Genomic DNA, 18,129 nt, shown 5'->3' with positions numbered 1-18,129 from the left:
GATCAAGCTGGGGTCAAGCGACCTCGCTCCGCACCTCACTTGTTGCTCGCCTCGATGCGCTTGGTGATCACCACCTGCTGGATCAGACCGAGCAAGCCATTCGACAGCCAGTACAGCACCAGACCCGCCGGGAAGAAGGCGAACATCACGCCGAAGATCAGCGGCATGGTTTGCAGCACCTTCTTCTGGATGGGATCCATGCCCGGCGTTGGTGTGAGCTTCTGGGTGAAGAACATCACGGCCACATTCAGCACCGGCAGGATGTACAGCGGATCCTTGATCGACAGATCGTGTATCCACAGATAGAAGGGCGCCTGTCGCAGTTCGACCGCCTCGAAGATCACCCAGTACAGCGCAAAGAACACCGGCAGCTGCAGCAGCATCGGCAAGCAACCGCCGATGGGGTTGACCTTCTCCTTCTTGAACAGCTCCATCTGCGCCTGCGCCATCTTCTGGCGATCGTCACCGAAGCGTTCCTTGAGCGATTCCAGCCGCGGCTGCAGCTTGCGCATCTTGGCCATGGAGCGGTACTGCGATTCGCTCAGGCGGTAGAAGGCGAGCTTGACCAGCAGGGTCAGCAGGATGATCGACAGACCCCAGTTGCCGACCAGATCATGGATATGGCTGAGAATCCAGAACAGCGGCTGGGCGATGAAGGAGACCATGCCGTAGTCGACCGTGTACTGCAGACCTGGCGCCACCTTGGGCAACTCGTTCTGCAGCTTGGGGCCAAGGTACAGCCGCGCACCGATACTCTGGGTCGCGCCCGGCGCCACCTCGACCAGGGGCGATTTCTGGCGCATCAGAAAGCGCTGCGGCAGATTGCCGTTGGCCGGCAACACGGCGGTTTCGTAGTGGGTCAGCTCGGCCGGGTCCGGCACCCAGGCACCGACGAAATAGTGTTGCTGCATCGCCGACCAGCCACCGGCAAAGCTGCGGGCAAATGGCTCTTCGGCGAAATTCTCGAACTTGAGCTTCTTGAACTTCTCGTCGGGGCTGTAAACCGCGGCGCCAACAAAGGCATAGAGCTCGGGATTGTTGAAGGCAAAGGCATGTGGCCGCGGCAGAGGCACGCGCTGCATCTGACGATACTGACTGCCCAGCCAGGGTGCGCCGGTCTGGTTGCTGATTTCATGGCGCACGCCCACAGTGAAGCTGCCACGCTCCAGCCGGATGATCTTGCGCACGGTGAGGCCGGAGGCATCGGTCCAGGTCAGTGGCACTTCCAGGGCATCGCTGCCGTCGGCCAGTTTGAACTCGTCACCGTCGATGCTGTACATCGCCGTGTGGTCGGGGGCAGGCTGGTCCTTGGCTACCAGACCCGACTGGGTCACGTAGTAACGGCTCAGATCTTCGCTCAGCAGCTTGAAGGGTACGTCCTTCTGCTCCAGGCTGACCGGATAGGTCTTGAGTTCGGCCTGGCGGATCTCGGCGCCGCGGGTGGATACGGTCAGACGCAGCACATCGTTGGCGATGATGATGCGACGGCCTTCATCGACAGCCGCCGCGCTGGCGACCGGGGCTTCCGTCGCAGCGCTGGTCTCCGGCGCCGGCGCGCTCGGGACTTCTCCCGCCGAGGGCACATCGGAGACCGTCGGCACCTCATCGCCTGCCGCCGCGACCGCAGGGGTTCCGGCGGCCTCTGCCAGCGCCGTCTGTTCGGGCGGCGGCGCGTAATCGCGTTGCCAGGCGGTCCACAATTGCATGCCCACCAGGGCAATGCCGAGCAGCAGGAACAGACGCAAATTGCTCATCAAGGGCTCTCCTCGCTGCCGGGCTCAGCCGACACGCGAACGGATGCTGAAACAGGGGTGGAAGCGGCGATCACGCGATCGAACAGGGCATCCAGATCGGTGCGCAGACTTTTCCGGTCGCCACGCACCACTTCGCTGCGAGGCGAGAGCACCAGATCGACTGCCGGCATCAGACCGCGACGGACACGAAAACTCTCGCGTGCCATGCGCTTGACCAGATTGCGGTCATGCGCCGCGGGCAGGTGCTTCTTGCCGACCGCAAATCCGATGCGGGCGCCGTCGGCAGTTCCGGCGGCGACCACACAAACAAAAAAGCGGCCGCGTTCTCGACGGCCGCTCTTGAATACTGCATCGAACTCACGCGGCAACAGCAGCCGGGCCCGACGCGGAAAGCGCGATCCCGGCATTGCCTGCGGATTTAGGGGATCAGGCGCTTGCGGCCTTTCGCGCGACGGGCATTCAAAATGGCTCGGCCCGAAGGGGTGGCCATCCGGGCGCGGAAGCCATGAGTGCGAGCACGCTTGAGCTTGCTCGGCTGATAAGTGCGCTTCATGGCGAACTCCAGAGATCGGTTTGAGAAAAGAGCGGCATAGTAGCCGGCAGTCCATCGAGTTGTAAAGTCGGGTCAGGAGACAAATTCAGCCCGCAGGGTGGAACCCACCCACCCACGCCGCCCCGATCCTCGCGCCCAAACTACCCAGGCGGACTCCGCCATCAAACCCCGGCAATCCCGATGGCGGATTCGCCTGCGGCGGAACCGCCGTATTTCAGGCCACCGCCGGATTCAGCGTGTAGGTGCCGGTCAACTCGGCCTCGGCCAGCACATGACCGTGCATGGCCTTTTGCAAGTCAGCGGCGGTGAATCGTCCGGACAGGCTCAGCGTGGGCACATCCAGCGCATAGACCCGAAAGTGGTAGTGGTGCAGACGTTCGTCATTCCACGGCGGACAGGGGCCGTCATAGCCGTAATAGTCGCCATCACCCATGAATCCGGTGTAGTCATTGATGCCCTGGCAACTGCCGGCGGGACCTGCAGGCGCCTGCTTGCCGCCCTTGACCACACCGTCGGAGCAGCTGCCGGTGGCAATTTCGCGCACATCGGAAGGAATATCGGCCATCACCCAGTGGATGAAATCGATGCGCGGCAGATCGTGGGCGATGCTGCGGCCGGCCTGATTGCCGTCATCGAAGACACTGGGCACGTCGTCGTCCACGCAAATCAGGGCGAAGGACCGGGTGCCGGGCGGCACCTCGTCCCAGGCCAGCTGTGGATTGCGGTTGGCACCGAAGCCCATGGGCTCGCCCTGGCCCGGGACACCGAATGCGAATTCGCCGGGTATCCGCTGCTGTTCGGAAAAACTCTGACTGCTGAGACGCATGACGGTCGCTCCTGATGACGATAGAGCCCGAGCATACGACGGTGATCGTGGGCTCGATGTGCGGATCGATCGTCCGCCTATTCCTGAGCGCCACTGAACCTTGCAGCCGAACCGCGAGCCGGGACCGGAAACAACTTCGGCGGCAAGGCCTAGAATTCAATCCCAGTCCGCAGCGGAGATCCAGCGCCACGCATGATCAGTCAGCCCATCCAGCCCGTTCCGCCATGCCGGCAGCGCTTGCGGCGGGTGGCGACGGCCCTGCTGCTGGCCTGTCTGTGCGCCTGCGCCCCACTGCTGCCGCGCGAACCACATCAGTCCGAGGCGGCCTTGCCGGCTGCCCGCAGCGGCTCCATCGCTGATGGCGTTGCACAACTGCAGCTGCAAGCCGGGCAGAGCAGCTACCGTCTGGTTCACTCCAATCAGGATGCACTCGCTCTGCAACTGCAGACAGCGCGGCTGAGCTCGACCAGTCTGGATCTGCTCTATTACATGTGGCTCAACGATCGCAGCGGTCGCTTGCTGGCCAGCGAGCTGCTGCGGGCTGCCGATCGCGGCGTGCGCGTACGCATGCTGATCGACGACAACTATGTGCGGCACCTCGATCACGACCTGGCGGCGCTCGACCAGCACGCCAATATCGAATTGCGGGTCTACAACCCCTACCGCACACGTCGATCAAGCCTGGGCAATGTCTTCGAGTTCGTGTTCAGCGGCTTCAGACTCAATCACCGCATGCACAACAAGGCCTGGATTGCCGATGGCCAGGTCGCGATCGTTGGTGGCCGCAATGTCGGTGATGAGTACTACGGCGTCGGTACTGCCTTCGCCTTCCGCGATCTCGGGGTCTTGCTGATCGGAGCGGCGGCGCATCAGGCCAGTGTCGGATTCGACGACTACTGGAACTCGACCATCGTCATTCCCCTGGAGCAGCTTCCGGACCAGCGCCCTGTTCCGAATCTGGATTCGGCACGGCAGGCGCTGGAGGCCGATCGAGCTGTCACGCTCGATCAGGACGCGTTCCAGTCAGCGTTGAATGCAGACACACTGCGTGCTGACGCCGTGTCGGGCGCAAGGCGCTTCATTGGCGAGCGTGTTTCGGTGCTGATCGACCCTCCCGACAAATGGAAGCAGCGCGATGACCATCTGATCGGCGTGGCTGCCGACCTGCGCAGCATGATCGATCAGGCCCGGCAGGAGGTGATCCTGATCTCGCCCTATTTCGTTCCCGGCGGCAAGGGGCTGCGCTGGCTCAAGGCCCTGCGCGCCCGGGGCGTGCGCATCCGGGTATTGACCAACTCGCTGAACGCCACCGATGTGGCCGCCGTGCATGGCGGCTATGCGCGCTATCGCCGGGCGCTGTTGCGCGCAGGTGTGGAAATCCACGAACTGAAACGCTTCACCGTGGGCCGACTGGAATCGCCCTTTCGCGGCTCTTCGCGCGCCAGCCTGCACACCAAGGCTGTCGTCGTCGATGGCCGCAGCGCCTTCGTCGGTTCCTTCAATCTGACGCCACGCTCGACCTGGATCAATACCGAGATGGGCGTGCGTATCGACGATGCAGACTTCGCCGCCGGCGTGCGCAGCCATTTCGAGCAGAATCTGCTGCCGCAATACAGCTATCGACTGTCGCTGGAACGGAATCGCCTGGTCTGGACCGATGTCCAGAACGGCAAGCCCCGACGCCAGTTCCGCGAACCGACGTCGAGCTGGAGTCGCCGCATCATCGCCTTCCTGGCGCGGGTGTTGCCGGTGGAGCGGCACTTGTAAAGCCCTGTTAACACGTCTGCAATCCGGCACGCATCGCGCTGTCATCGGCGCTGCCTAGCGTCGCCTCTCCCGGATCCGTGCTGCCACGGATCGCAAACGATGCAGACGAGGCCCGCGCCGATGACCACTTTCCATGACGATGGCATTTCCAATTTTTCCGGCAATTTGCAGTTTGATGAGGTACTGGCCGCCAGCCAGCGCCGCCGCGAGTTCCTGAAAGGCACACTGGCAGCCGCCACCGCCACAGTGGTCGGACTGCCGCTGCTGTCGGCACGCTCCTACGCGCAGACGCCCGCCTACAGCGTGACGCCCCGCGTCGGATTCGAGCCGATCCCGGCATCCGAGGCGGACAGCCTGATCGTGCCCGAGGGCTATCGCGCCGAAGTGCTGATGGCCTGGGGCGATCCGCTCTCTGATGTCAGCCGCTATTTCCGCTATGACGCCAGCAACAGTGCCGAGGATCAGGAACAGCAGTGGGGCATGCACAACGACGGCATGCACTTCTTTCCCTTCGAGGAATCCGCGCGCTTCAACATCGGCGGACGGGCCACGCCCTCGTCCAGGCGCGGCCTGCTGGTCTGCAACCATGAATACACCGACGACGGGTTGTTGCACCCTGATGGCCAGCGCACCTGGACGGCGGAGAAAGTGCGCAAGTCGCAGGCGGCCCATGGCGTATCGGTGATCGAACTGCTCTACGACGGTTCCAACTGGCGGGTGCAGCGACCCTCGCGCTATGCCCGGCGGATCACGGCCTACACACCGATGGCGGTGTCGGGCCCGGCCGCCGGCCATCCCTTGCTGCGCACCGAAGCGGATCCCGCTGGCCGGCGCATCCTCGGCACCTTCAACAACTGCGCCAACGGCTATACACCCTGGGGCACCTATCTGACCTGCGAAGAAAACTTCAACGGCTACTTCGTCAACAGCGGCAGCATTCCTGCCGAACAGCGTCGCTATGGCATCAGCGCCGGTGGCGCCGGCTACCGCTGGGATGAGCATGACCCGCGCTTTGATGCAGGCCTGCACCCGAATGAGCCGAATCGCTTCGGCTGGGTGGTCGAGATCGATCCCTTCGATCCGGCCGCGGCGCCGATCAAGCGCACCGCGCTTGGTCGCATCAAGCATGAAGGCGCCTGGGTGACGCTGGGCAGCGACCGGCGCGTGGTGGTCTACATGGGCGATGACGAACGCTTCGAGTACATCTACAAGTACGTCTCGCGCCGGCCTTACGTCGAGGGCGATGTCGCCAACAATCGCGAACTGCTGGACGACGGCACGCTGTACGTGGCCCGCTTCAATGATGACCAGAGCGGCGAATGGCTGCCGCTGGTGTGGGGCAACAACGGTCTGACGCCTGAGAACGGCTTTGCCGATCAGGGCGAGGTGCTGATCAAGACCCGCCAGGCGGCCGATCGCCTGGGTGCCACCAAGATGGATCGGCCCGAGTGGATCGCAGTCAATCCACGCACCCGTGATGTCTATTGCACGTTGACCAATAACAGCCGCCGCGGCGCCAACGGCCAGCCGGGCACCGATGCTGCCAATCCGCGCGCGAACAACATCTTTGGACACATCATCCGCTGGGCCGAGCAGGATCAGAACAACAGCGCGCGCCGATTCACCTGGGAGATCTTCGTCCAGTGCGGTGATCCCATGGCCAATGATCAGGCCCTGCGCGGCAACATCGAGGGCGATGCCTTTGGCAGTCCGGACGGTTTGTGGTTCGACGACCGCGGCATTCTCTGGGTGCAGACCGATGTCTCGACCTCGATCGTGTCGCTGCCGGCGGCGCAGCGTGGCGACTATCGCAACCTCGGCAACAACCAGATGCTGGCCTACGATCCTATCAGCGGCGAGTTCAAACGCTTCCTGGCTGGCCCGCGCGGCTGCGAGATCACTGGCGTGACCTCGACCCCGGACATGCGCACCTTGTTCATCAACGTCCAGCACCCGGGCGAGCCGTCCAGTGAACGCAGCGACCCGGACAATCCGACCGCGATCTCGGCCTGGCCTTTCGGCCAGCGGCCACGCTCGTCCACGGTGGTGATCCGCAAGATCGACGGCGGGATCATCGGGACCTGAGGGCCTTCGACCCGCAACCGGGGGCGCATTCTGTGCGCGAATGCTGCGGCCCGGGATCAGAACCTGATCGCGGGCAGAGCCCGCTCCCACAGGTCAGGATCGCAGATCTCAGCGCTGGTAAGCCACGATCTCCTGCTCGATGGCACCAAACAGGCTGTTTCCTTCTTCGTCGAACATCTCGATGCGCACGCGCTGACCGTAGCGCAGGAAAGGCGTGCTTGGCTTGCCGTCGCGGATGATTTCGAGCATGCGTTTTTCCGCCAGACACGAGGCGCCGACCGCTTCGTCCTGGTTGGCGACGGTGCCGGAACCGACCACGGTGCCGGCGCCGAGATTGCGGGTCTTGGCCGCATGTGCCACCAGCTGGGCGAAGTTGAACTGCATGTCGGTACCGGCGTCAGGTTGACCAAAGAGCTGCTCGTCGATGTGTGTGATCAGCTTGCGATGCAACACCGAGTCCTTCCAGTAACCCTCCAGTTCGTCGGGCGTGACCAGCACCGGTGACAGCGCCGAGCGCGGCTTGCTCTGCAGGAAGCCGAAACCCTTGGCCAGTTCGGCCGGAATCAGATTGCGCAAGGACACATCGTTGACCAGACCAATCAGCTGGATATGCTCGGCGGCCTGTTCGGGCGTCACCGCCATGGGCACATCGTCGGTGACCACGATGACCTCGGCCTCCAGATCGATGCCGTAGTCCTCGCTGACCACCTGCACCGGATCATGCGGCCCCAGGAACTGGGCGCTGGTGGCCTGATACATCAACGGATCCACGTAGAAGGATTCCGGCACCTCGGCATTGCGCGCCCGGCGCACGCGCTCGACGTGCGGCAGGTAGGCACTGCCATCGACGAACTCATAGGCGCGCGGCAGCGGCGCCGCCAGATCGGCCAGATCCAGTTCGAACACCCCGTGAGCCTTGCCCGCCTCCAGCGCCTCGGCCACCGCATTCAGGCGCGGCGCGATATCCGACCAGCCATCCAGCGCCTGCTGCAAGGTGCGCGCAATCGGCGCCACTTCCACCGCGCGCTTGAGATCACGCGAGACCACAACCAGCGTGCCATCACGGCCGCCGCGTTTGAGCGATGCGAGTTTCATGGGGAGACTCCGTGAAAAAGGGTGTGTGCAGTCTTGGGGGCAAGCGCGCCCGGCGCAAGGGTTGGAGGCGGTTGTTGGTTGTTGGTTGAGGGAGTGGGTGGGGGCGTTCAGCCACGGACCTCTGAGGACAAGGCTCCTGTGGGAGCGGCTTCAGCCGCGATCCAGCCACCCCAAAATCAACCACCACAGCGATCGCGGACAGAGTCCGCTCCCACAGGGTTCAATGGCGCGCCCCAAGCCACCCTTTCACCTCCACCTGTCACACCGACACCCATTGACACAGTGTCAGCCATTAGCCCATTATCCACACCATGAACTACATCGCCGAACGTCGTCTGGAAGAAAAGGAAGCCCGCCGCAAGCAGATCGTGGATGCGGCGGAAGAGGTCTATGCCGATACCGGCTGGGATGAACTGACCATCGATCAGGTGGCGCGCAAGGCGCGGCTGTCGCGGGCGCTGGTCTACGTCTACTTCAAGGACAAGTTCGATCTGCATTGCGCCATCTGCGAGCGCGCGCTGTTGCTGCTGGGGGATCGTTTCGAGCAGGCGGCGACCCGGCACTCGCGCGGTCGCGATCAGGTCGAGGCGCTGGGGCGGGCCTATGTGGCGTTTTCCCAGGAAGTTCCGCATTACTTTCAGGCACTGGCGCGCTTCGAGGCGCATTCGCCGACGCACGTGGACGAAGAGAGCAATGAGGCCGCATGCATGGTGGCCGGCGACCGGGTGCATTCGATCATGGTGGCTTGCATCGAGAAAGGCATGAAGGATGGCTCGGTCCGGCCTGATCTGGGCAACCCCTACCTGACCTCGGTCACGCTCTGGGGCTTCATGCACGGAATCATCCAGATCGCCGCCACCAAGGCGCAGATGCTGGCCAAGGACGGCATCAGCACGCAGCAGATGATTGATCATGCGCTGCAGATGGTGGGATTTGGCTTGGCGGCAAAGGATGAAGCGGTAAAACGTGAAACGTAAAACGTCAACTCGAAGCCCGGGGCTCCGCGCTTCTGAGTTGACGTTTCACGTTTGACGTTTCACCGCTTTTTTTGACCCGAATTTGACACGTGTCTAACCACTGAACGAGTTACGAACCCATGACCGCGCGACAATGGATGCTGGTGATGCTGCTGGGGGCACTGATGCCGCCGGCTTTGGCTCAGAACGAATACAGCGCTCAGGTCGCGCAGCTGATCGAGGCTGGTCGCAGCTCGAATCTGGCGCTGCAGGCGGCTGGCTCCGATGTGCGCCGGGCCCAGGCGCAGCTGGACGAGGCGCGGGCCCGCTATCGGCCCACCGTGGCCCTGTCGGCGCGCTACAGCCGCGCCGACGGCGGGCGCACGCAGTCGCTGCCGGTCGGTGATCTGGTCAATCCGGCCTATCAGACCCTCAACGAGCTGCTGCAGGCGCAAGGCCAGCCACCGCGATTCGGCGCCATTGCCAATCAGGAGATTCGCTTCCTGCGTGAGCGCGAGCAGGACACGCGACTCAGTCTGACCCAGCCGCTGTACGCGCCGGCCATCGCCGCGGGCATCGACGCCGCCGCGGCCACGGTGGCTGCCAGTGATGCCGCGCGCGCCGCCTACGAACGTTCCCTGGAGCGTGATATTGAAGTCGCCTATCTGGACTTCCTGCGCGCCGGGGAGGCCGTCAAGATTGTGGAATCCAGCCGCGATCTGCTGGTCGAGAATCTGCGGGTCAATCGGGTGCTCTTCGACAACGGCAAGATCACCCGTGATCAGGTGCTGCGCGCCGAGGCTGAGAAGCTGGCGGTGGAGCAGCAACTGCTGGACGCCGGCAACCGCCAGACTTTGGCCCGCAACTATCTGAATTTTCTGTTGAACCGGCCATTGGATGCGGACGTGGCCAGCACCGCCGCACCGGAGCCGCTGGCTCATGTGCGCCAGCAACTGGCAACACTCGGCGCCGAGGCCGTGGATGATGATGGACGCCTGGAAGCGCAGGCCCGGGGGGCGCGCTTCGAATTGCAGCAGCTGCAGGCGCAGTCGCGTGCGGCCGAGGCGGCCGTCGAGGCCGAGCGGGCCAGTTATCTGCCGACTGTCGCCTTTGCGCTGGACGCCGGCATCCAGGGTGAGGACTACGGCTTCGGCAGCGGCCGCAACTTCGCGATGGCCTCGCTGGTGCTGGACTGGCGCATCGCCGATTTCGGCCAGCGCCGCAGTCGCGTATCGGCAGCGCGAGCCAGCCGCGAACGGGTCGAGATTGCGCAAGCCGAAGTCGCCCAGCAGATCAGCCTGGAAGTGCGGCAGGCAGCCGATCGCTTGCGTACCGCGCAAGCTTCGCTCGACACGGCCCAGGCGCGCCAGAACGCCGCCACCGAGGCCTTCCGCATCGCCGCCCGCAAGCGCGATGCCGGCTCGATCGCCCAGGTCGAGTTCATCGATGCCCGCAGCGCCCAGACCAGTGCAGAACTCAATCTCAACCTGACCCGTTTCGACGTGCTGGTCAGCCTCGCCCAATTACGCGCCGCTCTGGCGCTGGAGAACCGCCGTGGATAAACCGCTCTGCGCCGAGGCCAGCGAGTCCGGCCAATTCCGCACCGACCCAAACACCGCCCCTTCCACCGGAGGCCGCATGATTCGCCCCTTCCTTGTCGTCGCGCTGAGCCTCAGCATCGCTGCCTGTGCCGACGGCGACAGCGCCGTGAACACCCAGAGCGAGCGCGTCATTCCCGTGGCCGTGGCCGCCGCCAGGGTCGGCCCGGCGGCCCCGGTGATCCGTTCCAGTGCAGTGCTGGCACACAAGGACGAGATGCGGCTGGCCTTCAAGATAGGCGGGGTCATCGCCGACATCGCCGTTGACGAAGGCACCACGGTCAAGGCCGGGCAGGTGCTGGCGCAGCTGGAGCTGGCCGAGATCGGCAGCCAGGTCGAACAGACCCGGCAACTGCTCGGCAAGGCCGAGCGTGACCTGGCCCGCGGCGAGCGTCTGTATCAGGAGCAGGTGATCCCGCTGGAGTCGCTGCAGGATCTGCGCACCCAGCGCGATATTGCCGCGCAGACGCTGAAAGCGACGCGCTTCAATCGCGAGTACGCGGTCATAACCGCGCCTTCCGACGGGATCGTGCTGCGCAAGCTGGCGCAGGCCCGCGAAACCGTCGCCCCCGGCACCCCGGTACTGGTGCTGGGCAGTGCCACCAAGGGCTATGTGCTGAAGGCCAGTCTGGCCGATCGCGACGTGGTCCAGCTGGCGCTGGGCGATCGCGCCAGCGTTCAGTTCGACGCCCTGCCCGGCGAAACGCTGCAGGCCGACGTCACGCAACTGCCCGCCGCGGCAGATCCGCGCAGCGGCATGTTCGACATCGAGCTCGCACTCAGCGCGACCGACCCGCGCCTGCGCAGTGGACTGGTAGCCCGCGTGACGCTGACCCCGGCCAGCGCCGGCAGTGCCGAACTGGTGCATATCCCGATGGCTGCCATTCTCGAAGGCCAGAACGACAAGGCCACGGTCTTTGTGTACGACGCCGCCACCCAGACCGTCGCCCGACGTGCGGTCACGGTGGCCTTCATCGATGGCGCCGATGTGGCCCTGAGCAGCGGCATCAGCGCCGGCGCCCAGGTGGTCACCGATGGCGCGGCCTACGTGGTCGACGGCAGGCGCGTGCGCTTGACGGAGGGGTGAGAAGAGGGGCACGGGGCAGGGGAAGAGCTGGCGCTGTTGTGGGTCCAGACTTGTCTGGACGCTCTTGGCTTGAGTCGAACAGCGTCCAGACAAGTCTGGACCCACAACAAGAACGCCGCTCTGCCCGTGCCCCGAAAATAACGCCGACTTGCCCCGTTACCTGGCCCGCTGCGCGGCCAACATGACTTGCGCCTGCGCTCAGATTGACGTTTCACGTTTCACGTTTTACCCGGCCCCGCCATCACCGGGCCCGCCAGCCAGCCGCACCAGTTTGAACACCGCATCGACTTTCCGAGCCCACCGCCATGACCTTCCTCGAATTCCCCATCAAGCGTTACCCGTTCACGCTGGTCGCCTTTCTCGGCTTGATCGCGCTCGGCGTGTACGCCTTCAACAGCATTGCGCGCTCGGAGGATCCGTACTTTCCGATTCCGGCCTTCGTGATCTCGGCGGTGCTTCCCGGCGGCGATCCGGTGGAGATGGAGCGGCTGATCAGCAAGCCGATCGAGGATCGCCTGGCCGAACTCGACGACATCAAGCGCATCGATTCGACCAGTTCCGACGGGCTGGCGGTGATCGTCCCCGAGTTCATTGCCGGCGTCGATGTCGAGCGCAAGTACGAGGAAATCGTGCGCGAGATCAATGCCCTGCGCCCGGATCTGCCGGCCGAGATCGTCAAGCTGGAGATCCGCAAGGTCAATCCCGGGCTGGTCAACATCGTGCAGATGGCGCTGGTCAGCGAGGATGCCCCCTATGCTGAACTGGAAGACCTGGCGCGCACGCTGAAGGACTCGCTGAAGACCCTGCCGGGCATCCGCACCGCCGAATCCTGGGCCTATCCCGATCGCGAGCTGCGCGTGGCGGTGGATCTGAAGCGGCTGGCGGAGCTGGGCCTGACGCCGGGTCAGGTGGTGCAGGCGGTGCAGAGCGACAACGCGAACATTCCGGCCGGCAGCATCGATGTCGGCGCCCGCAGCTTCTCGCTGAAGACGTCCGGGGCCTACACCTCACTCGATCAGGTGCGCGCCACCGTGATCAGCGCCAGCGACGCGCGCACCGTGCGCGTGCGCGATGTCGCCGAGGTCAGCTGGGATACCGCCGAGCAACGCTACCTCGGACGCTACTCCGGCAAGCGCGCGGTATTCGTCACGGCCAATCAGAAGGACGGGGTCAACATCTTCGACATGCAAGCGCGCATCGATGCGGCGCTGGATCGTTTCGAGGAAGGCCTGCCAGCGCGGGTGACTCTGGAACGCGGCTTCAAGCAGAGCACCAATGTCGGCCATCGGCTTGATCGTCTCGGCATCGACTTCGCCATCGCCATTGGCCTGGTGACCATCACCCTGCTGCCGCTGGGCCTGCGCGCCGCCAGCCTGGTGATGATCTCGATCCCGCTGTCGCTGGCCATGGGCCTGGCCGGGCTGTACGCAATCGGCTATTCGCTGAATCAGCTGTCGATTGCCGGCTTCGTGGTCGCGCTCGGTCTGCTGGTGGACGATTCCATCGTGGTGGTCGAGAACATCGCCCGCTTCCTGCGCGAGGGCCACAGCCGCGAGGAAGCCGCGGTGAAGGCCACGCAGCAGATCTTCGTGGCCATCCTCGGTTGCACCGGCACCCTGCTGTTTGCCTTCCTGCCACTGCTGGCGCTGCCCGGCACCGCCGGCCAGTTCATCCGCGTGTTGCCGATGGCCGTGGTGTTCACCGTGATCGCCTCGCTGATCGTGGCCATCACCATCATTCCCTTCCTCGCCAGTCGCATCCTGCCGCGCCACGAACCGGCTGAAGGCAACCGCATCCTGCAGGCGGTCATGTCCGGCATTCATCGTTTCTACCGGCCGCTGCTGCACGTGGCGCTGGCGCGCCCGAAAACCACGGTTCTCGCCTCGCTGGGATTGTTCGTCGCCTCGCTGGCGCTGGTGCCGGTGGTCGGCTTCAGCCTGTTTCCCAAGGCCGACACGCCGCAGTTCCTGATCACCATCACCGCCCCGCATGGCGCCAGCATCAGCGAGACCGATCGCGCCCTGCGCTTTGTCGAGGAGCGGCTTGCCAGCCACGACGAGATCGAGTTCTGGTTCAGCAACCTCGGCAAGGGCAATCCCAAGATCTACTACAACATCATCCCGGCCGAGCAGTCCTCGAACCTGGCTGAAGTCTATGTGCAGGTGAAGAAATACGATCCGGACCTGACCCCGGCCTTCATCGACCGTCTGCGCGGCGAGCTGCGCGAGTACGCCAATGCGCACATCGTCATCAAGGAGTTCGAGAATGGGCCGCCGATCGACGCGCCCATCGCCATCCGCGTGCTCGGCAGTGAACTGGGCCCGCTCAAGGCATTGGCGGCCGAGGTCGAAGGCATCATTTCGTCCGTACCGGGCACTCGTGACGTCGACAATCCACTGCGGCTGGATCGCACCGATCTCAAGCTCAACCTGGACTCGGAAAAGGCGGCGCTGCTGGGCGTGCCGAGCGTGGAATTCGATCGCGCCGTGCGCCTCGCGGTCAGCGGCGTCGATGCCGGCGACTATCGCGATGAGTCCGGCGAGAGCTATGACATCGTTGTGCGCAGCGCCATCGACGGTCGACCGACGCTGGAGCAGCTCGACCAGGTGCGCGTGCCCTCCCTGAGCGGCGCGCTGCTGCCGGCCTCGCAACTGGCCCGGCTGGAATTCGAGCGCTCGCCGCCGCAGATTCAGCGCTACAACCGCGAGCGCACGGTCATCATCAGCGCTTTCACCGAAACCGGCTACAACACCGGCAAGGTCACGGCCGAGGTCATCGAGCGACTGGAAGCCATGAACTGGCCGCGCGGCTACCGCTTCGAAGCCGCCGGCGAAGTCGAGAGCAGGGCCGAGAGCTTTGCCGGCCTCGGCGCTGCCATGCTGGTGGCGCTGTTCGGCATCCTCGCCGTGCTGGTGCTGGAGTTCGGCAGCTTCCGTTCAACCCTGATCGTGGCCACGGTCATACCGCTCGGCGTGCTGGGCGGTCTGGTGGCGCTGTTCCTGACCGGCTACAGCCTGTCCTTCACCGCCATGATCGGCTTCATCGCCCTGGTCGGCATCGAGATCAAGAACTCCATCCTGCTGGTCGATTTCACCAACCAGCTGCGCGAAGACGGATTGAGCATCGACGAAGCGGTCGAGCGTGCCGGCGAAGTGCGTTTCCTGCCGATTCTGTTGACCAGTGCCACCGCCATCGGCGGCCTGCTGCCGCTGGCCGTACAGCAGGTCGGCATGTACTCGCCGATGGCCTGGGTGATCATCGGTGGCCTGATCTCCTCGACCTTGTTGGCCCGATTGGTGACCCCGGTGATGTACAAGCTGCTGCCGCCGACCCTGGACGCCAGCTGCGCCCGTGCACCAGAGGCGCCGATGAAGCCGGCGCTGGCCTGAAGCGGGGCACGGGGCACGGGGCACGGGGCACGGGGCACGGGAAAGGCTAGCCCGCATTTCTCACACCTGTTGCGGAAGATCGCGCAGGGCTTTGCGACTAGCGCAAGGCGCGACGACGAGGAATGGTGATTCCATTGCGAGGAGGAGCAACGCAGCGATAGTCGCAAAGAACCAGCGAGGGCCGCAAAGCGGGCAGATGCAGCCAAACTCTCTGTGACTGGTGCGTGCCTCGGAATCGCCTTGTGCCACTAGAAGATTGGGGGCATCTGCTCGCGCAGGTGTGAGAAATGCGGGCTAGACGGCTCCTACCCCGGACCTGAGGGATCTGTAGATCCAGACTTGTCTGTATCTACGAGAGCCTGGCACCGGCAACCAGTAGCAGCCGGGCTCGGGCTCTGACTGTGGGAGCGGGCTCTGCCCGCGATGGTTGGGTCCGAGCCACATCGATCGCGGGCAGAGCCCGCTCCCACAGTCAGGACCTCCTGCAGCTTGCCGGTGCTGTGATACATACCCATGCCGGCTAAGATGGGCCGGTCAACGTTGCCACAGGGATTTCCATGGTTCTGTTTCCACGATTCCGCGCGCTCGCCGGGCTGCTCTGCCTGCTGACGCTGCTGAGCACGCCAGCTCTCGCCGCAGGGGACGCCTGTGGCTATGTCAGCGCCCCGGCCAAGCCGCCGCAGTCAGAGGATCTCTACCCCGCCGACATCCGCCGTATCGATGGCGAGGATCTGCCCAGGCGCGTACAGAACCGCTACCGCCTGCCGGTGGGCAAGCACGCCATCGCCATCCAGGAGCGGGTCGCCGATACCCCGCGCGGCTATACCAAGCTGCGCAAACTCGGCAACAAGGCGGTGCCGCTGGTCTACAAGATCATCGAAATCGAAGTGCAGGCCAACACCAACCATCAGATCAGCGCCCGCCTGTATCCGGACAGGATCAGCGCCAGGGCGCCCAATGACTTCTGGGAGCCAGTGATCTGGCGCAGCGTGGAGGAGAGCTGCTCATGAACCGTGACCCCAGCCAGGTGCTGGCTCCAAAGCTGATCGCGGCGGCACTGGACGAGCTGTGGTCGCCGCGGGTGGTGGCCGAACTTGACGACAATTACGTCAAGGTGGCGAAGGTGCAAGGTACGCTGGGTTGGCACGCGCACGCCGATGAAGATGAACTCTTCTACGTGCTTGCGGGCCAGTTCCGGATCGAGATGGAAGCACACACCGTCGACCTCGGCCCGGGGCAGATGTACGTGGTGCCCAAGGGCGTGCGCCACAATCCGATAGCGCACGAGGAGTGCCTGATCATGCTGATCGAGCGCAAGTCGACGCGACACACCGGTGAAGAGCAGACCGAGTTCACGCGAACGCTGGAGCAGCAGTTGCGTCCGCTTTGAAGGGCAGTTGCCGGCGGATGCACTTCACGGGATCGCGAGCGCGGTGCAGGATTGCGCGTCTGCATTGCACAAGGACGGTTGGCCATGTCGATCACACCCGAGAATCTGCCCGCGGATGTGCGTGAAGCCCTGGCGCGCGGCGAGACCATCGAGGCCATCAAGCGGTTGCGCGAGCATGGCCAGTTCAGTCTGAAGGAGGCCAAGGATCTCATCGATCAGCACCGGCTCTTAGCGCTTGCCCCGCGTCAGACCGGTTCCCCCGACAGCGGCTTGCCGGACGACGTGCGCGCGGCGCTGGCCCGCGGGGAAAAGATCGAGGCGATCAAACTGCTGCGCGGGCACACGGGCCTCGGTCTCAAGGAGGCGAAAGATTGGGTCGAGGCGCTCGATCCGCCGGCGACGAGCAGTTCGACCACAGCACCCACTGTCGCCCGCGCCAGTTCCAGCTGGTGGTGGTTGATCGCCGTCATCCTGGCCGCGGTCGCCGCCTTTGCGCTGCTGCGTGGTCCGGGTGCAGAAGCGCCGCTGTGAGTGGCGCCGGCGGGGCGTCTGGAAACGCACGGCATGCCAGTTGGCCTGCGCCATGGGCCGCGGACCATGAGCGACTTTGCTGGTTGCAGTCGCTTTGAGGAGGGCCGCGCGCCTGCGCGGCCGCTCTTGATTTCCCGTCAACGAAAAGCGGCGCCGCAGCGCGGCGCCTTCCAAAGGCGAACGCAGTGGCAATACGACCCGGCGCTCTTGAAAGCGTGCGTCTGGATTGCTTCGCTACGCTCTCCATGAACCCAGATCGTAGGTTGTTGATTTGCTGTTGTAGGTCACGTTGCTCGCGTAGCGAGCTACGTGACGCAACTCGATGTCACGTAGTCCGCTGACGCGGACAACATGACCTACGACGGCGGGTTCATGGCCGGTGGGCAGCATCGGGCCGATACAGGTGGCTCTCCATGAACCCATATCGTAAGCCGTTGATTTGCTTTGTTCACCTGTAGGAGCGCCCTTGCGGCACGACCGCTGCTTCGGACGTGCGGCTTGCCGGTCGCGACGCGAGGTCGCTCCTACAGGCAGCTTGTGGTTCATGGCCCGTGGACAGTTTCACGCCGGAACAGGTGGCTCGCAATGACACCGAGGGTTCATGACCAGTGGCCACGATCGGACCGAAACCCTTGCCTCTGGACGAACCCATGTCTCACGCGGTCGATCCTGGCTAGCCCTTCCGAAAGGCCTCCGGATGCTGCTTCCCGGCATCGCCGATCTGGTCCCAGACCGCTCTGGAATCAACCCAGATGTGGTGCGCCACGCGCAGTTTCTCACCGCCTTCGGTGATGGATCCCGCCGGCACAAACACGGTGCCGGGGTTGTTGTCGCCGGGCACTGGCGAGCCGCAGATCCGACAGAACCAGGTCTGCCAGTCGGCACCCGGTTTGATCCAGCTGCTGATCAGATCCTGGCCTCGAATCCAGCGCAGACGCTCGGTGGGAACCACCACCACGGCAATGCCATTGCTGCCGGTGGAACGCCGGCAGATCGAGCAGTGGCAGACATAGACCTCGCTCAGATCCTGGTCGATCTCGAATTCGATCCCGCCACAGTTGCACTGGCCTTTGGCCATGGCAATGCCTCCGTCGTTTC

At 64.3% G+C, this 18,129-nt stretch carries 15 protein-coding genes; 9 read left to right on the top strand and 6 right to left on the bottom strand.

Annotated features, from left to right (window positions below; translation table 11 throughout):
• Positions 1-35: 35 nt before the first annotated feature.
• The 4 genes from yidC to H7A19_14865 all read right to left on the bottom strand — a co-directional run bounded on the left by yidC (position 36) and on the right by H7A19_14865 (position 3,133).
• Positions 36-1,754 (bottom strand): membrane protein insertase YidC, encoded by a 1,719-nt coding sequence (yidC, locus tag H7A19_14880; protein ID MCP5476114.1) that lies wholly within the window; start codon positions 1,752-1,754, stop codon positions 36-38.
• Positions 1,754-2,161 carry a ribonuclease P protein component gene (gene rnpA / locus H7A19_14875; protein ID MCP5476113.1) on the bottom strand — a complete coding sequence of 136 codons (408 nt, stop codon included), beginning with the start codon at positions 2,159-2,161 and terminating at the stop codon, positions 1,754-1,756. The genes yidC and rnpA overlap by 1 nt, the downstream gene beginning before the upstream one ends.
• Positions 2,162-2,172: 11 nt before the next feature.
• Positions 2,173-2,307 (bottom strand): 50S ribosomal protein L34, encoded by a 135-nt coding sequence (rpmH, locus tag H7A19_14870; protein MCP5476112.1) that lies wholly within the window; start codon positions 2,305-2,307, stop codon positions 2,173-2,175.
• Between the two features lie 214 nt (positions 2,308-2,521).
• Positions 2,522-3,133 (bottom strand): YbhB/YbcL family Raf kinase inhibitor-like protein, encoded by a 612-nt coding sequence (locus H7A19_14865; GenBank protein ID MCP5476111.1) that lies wholly within the window; start codon positions 3,131-3,133, stop codon positions 2,522-2,524.
• Positions 3,134-3,325: 192 nt separating this feature from the next.
• Here H7A19_14865 and H7A19_14860 point away from each other — a divergent pair, with 192 nt between their 5' ends.
• Both H7A19_14860 and H7A19_14855 read left to right on the top strand, forming a co-directional pair.
• On the top strand, positions 3,326-4,900 hold the full coding sequence (locus tag H7A19_14860) for a phospholipase D family protein (GenBank protein MCP5476110.1): 1,575 nt from the start codon (positions 3,326-3,328) through the stop codon (positions 4,898-4,900).
• A gap of 120 nt (positions 4,901-5,020) precedes the next feature.
• Positions 5,021-6,985 carry a PhoX family phosphatase gene (locus H7A19_14855; GenBank protein ID MCP5476109.1) on the top strand — a complete coding sequence of 655 codons (1,965 nt, stop codon included), beginning with the start codon at positions 5,021-5,023 and terminating at the stop codon, positions 6,983-6,985.
• A gap of 108 nt (positions 6,986-7,093) precedes the next feature.
• On the opposite strand, the gene H7A19_14850 is transcribed toward H7A19_14855, so the two are convergent.
• Positions 7,094-8,080 carry a fumarylacetoacetate hydrolase family protein gene (locus H7A19_14850; protein ID MCP5476108.1) on the bottom strand — a complete coding sequence of 329 codons (987 nt, stop codon included), beginning with the start codon at positions 8,078-8,080 and terminating at the stop codon, positions 7,094-7,096.
• A gap of 311 nt (positions 8,081-8,391) precedes the next feature.
• Between H7A19_14850 and H7A19_14845 the strand changes: the two genes are divergently transcribed.
• The 7 genes from H7A19_14845 (at position 8,392) to H7A19_14815 (ending at position 17,031) form a co-directional block, all read left to right on the top strand.
• Positions 8,392-9,057: a TetR/AcrR family transcriptional regulator gene (locus H7A19_14845; GenBank protein ID MCP5476107.1), complete on the top strand. Its 666-nt coding sequence runs from the start codon at positions 8,392-8,394 to the stop codon at positions 9,055-9,057.
• Between the two features lie 119 nt (positions 9,058-9,176).
• Positions 9,177-10,598, top strand: a complete 1,422-nt coding sequence (locus tag H7A19_14840; GenBank protein ID MCP5476106.1) for a TolC family protein — start codon at positions 9,177-9,179, stop codon at positions 10,596-10,598.
• The gene (locus H7A19_14835) at positions 10,591-11,721 is read left to right on the top strand and encodes an efflux RND transporter periplasmic adaptor subunit (protein MCP5476105.1); all 1,131 of its coding nucleotides are present in this window, start codon (positions 10,591-10,593) and stop codon (positions 11,719-11,721) included. Before H7A19_14840 ends, H7A19_14835 begins: the two co-directional genes overlap by 8 nt.
• 305 nt (positions 11,722-12,026) lie before the next feature.
• Positions 12,027-15,110 (top strand): efflux RND transporter permease subunit, encoded by a 3,084-nt coding sequence (locus H7A19_14830; protein MCP5476104.1) that lies wholly within the window; start codon positions 12,027-12,029, stop codon positions 15,108-15,110.
• Between the two features lie 557 nt (positions 15,111-15,667).
• Entirely contained in the window at positions 15,668-16,120 is a 453-nt protein-coding gene (locus H7A19_14825) for a hypothetical protein (protein MCP5476103.1), read from the top strand.
• Positions 16,117-16,500 (top strand): cupin domain-containing protein, encoded by a 384-nt coding sequence (locus H7A19_14820; protein ID MCP5476102.1) that lies wholly within the window; start codon positions 16,117-16,119, stop codon positions 16,498-16,500. The genes H7A19_14825 and H7A19_14820 overlap by 4 nt, the downstream gene beginning before the upstream one ends.
• A gap of 84 nt (positions 16,501-16,584) precedes the next feature.
• Positions 16,585-17,031 (top strand): ribosomal protein L7/L12, encoded by a 447-nt coding sequence (locus H7A19_14815; protein ID MCP5476101.1) that lies wholly within the window; start codon positions 16,585-16,587, stop codon positions 17,029-17,031.
• A 673-nt stretch (positions 17,032-17,704) separates the two neighbouring features.
• Here H7A19_14815 and H7A19_14810 read toward each other — a convergent pair.
• A complete protein-coding gene (locus H7A19_14810; GenBank protein MCP5476100.1) occupies positions 17,705-18,109 on the bottom strand; it encodes a GFA family protein in 405 nt (134 codons plus the stop codon).
• Positions 18,110-18,129: the final 20 nt, after the last annotated feature.

The organism is Rhodanobacteraceae bacterium, from assembly GCA_024234055.1.
Taxonomy (GTDB): domain Bacteria; phylum Pseudomonadota; class Gammaproteobacteria; order Xanthomonadales; family SZUA-5; genus JADKFD01.
The sequence above is the reverse complement of the archived record's forward strand: the minus strand, read 5'-3'. Positions and strand labels throughout refer to the sequence as shown.